This is a genomic window from Pseudomonas sp. 05N434 (assembly GCF_056396965.1).
Genome location: NZ_JBFTMK010000896.1, coordinates 1 through 1,168, shown reverse-complemented (window position 1 = coordinate 1,168; position 1,168 = coordinate 1). Strand labels below are relative to the sequence as shown.

Annotated in this window: 2 protein-coding genes; both read right to left on the bottom strand. The window is 59.8% G+C overall.

The window, feature by feature from the left end; genetic code table 11:
• The coding region (gene guaA / locus AC1DLB_RS30520; protein ID WP_477786345.1) for a glutamine-hydrolyzing GMP synthase at window positions 1-1,000 on the bottom strand (1,000 nt) is incomplete at its 3' end.
• A gap of 99 nt (window positions 1,001-1,099) precedes the next feature.
• The coding region (locus AC1DLB_RS30515; protein ID WP_440590740.1) for a hypothetical protein at window positions 1,100-1,168 on the bottom strand (69 nt) is incomplete at its 5' end.

Here is a 1,168-nt window from a genome sequence, read left to right as displayed (position 1 = left end):
GGGCCAGGTACTTGATGTTGTCCAGCTTGCAGGATTCGGCATCGAACACGTCGATGAAGGTACGGCCGATGATCTTGCGCTTCTTCTCTGGATCGGACTCGCCAGCCAAGTTGTTGAGGAACTGGTCCTCGGCGTTGGCGCGGATCACTTTGACGCCCATGTTCTCGGCGAACATGGCCATCACTTGCTCGCCTTCGTGCAGACGCAGCAGGCCGTTGTCGACGAACACGCAGGTCAGCTGATCGCCAATGGCCTTGTGCAGCAGCGCGGCAACCACCGAGGAGTCCACGCCGCCGGACAGGCCGAGCAGTACGTTGTCGGTGCCAACCTGGGCACGGACTTGGGCGATGGCGTCTTCGGCAATCTTCGACGGCGTCCACAGGGCTTCACAGCCACAGATGTCGAGGATGAAGCGCGACAGGATGCGACCGCCCTGCTTGGTGTGGGTCACTTCCGGGTGGAACTGCACGCCGTAGTAGGCACGGTCATCGTTGAACATGCCGGCAATCGGGCAGCTCGGGGTGCTGGCCAGGATGTGGAAGTCTTCCGGCATCTTGGTGACCTTGTCACCGTGGCTCATCCATACGTCGAGGCCGAACAGGCCATCGGCGTCGATATGGTCTTCGATGCCGTCGAGCAGGCGGCTCTTGCCGACCACGTCGACACGGGCGTAACCGAACTCACGCAGGTCGGAACCTTCAACCTTGCCGCCCAGTTGCTCGGCCATGGTCTGCATGCCATAGCAGATACCGAAGACTGGCACGCCCAGGTCAAACACCGCTTGCGGGCAGCGAGGGCTGTCGGCTTCGTGCACGGACTCGGGGCCGCCGGCGAGGATCACACCTTTTGGAGCGAATTCGCGAATGGCTTCCTCGTCCATGTCGAACGGATGCAGTTCGCAGTAAACACCGATTTCACGCACGCGGCGGGCGATCAGTTGGGTGTACTGGGAACCGAAGTCGAGGATCAGGATGCGGTGAGCGTGAATGTCGAGGGCCATGATTCAGTCTCGTCTAAGTAATTCAGAAACAGTCGTGATTCAGAAACAACTCGGGGCTGAATAGAACAGCCCCGGTTGCTTAACGATTTGCTTGAAGCCTCAACCTACGCGGTAGTTTGGCGCTTCTTTGGTGATCTGTACGTCGTGGACGTGGGACTCGGCCATGCC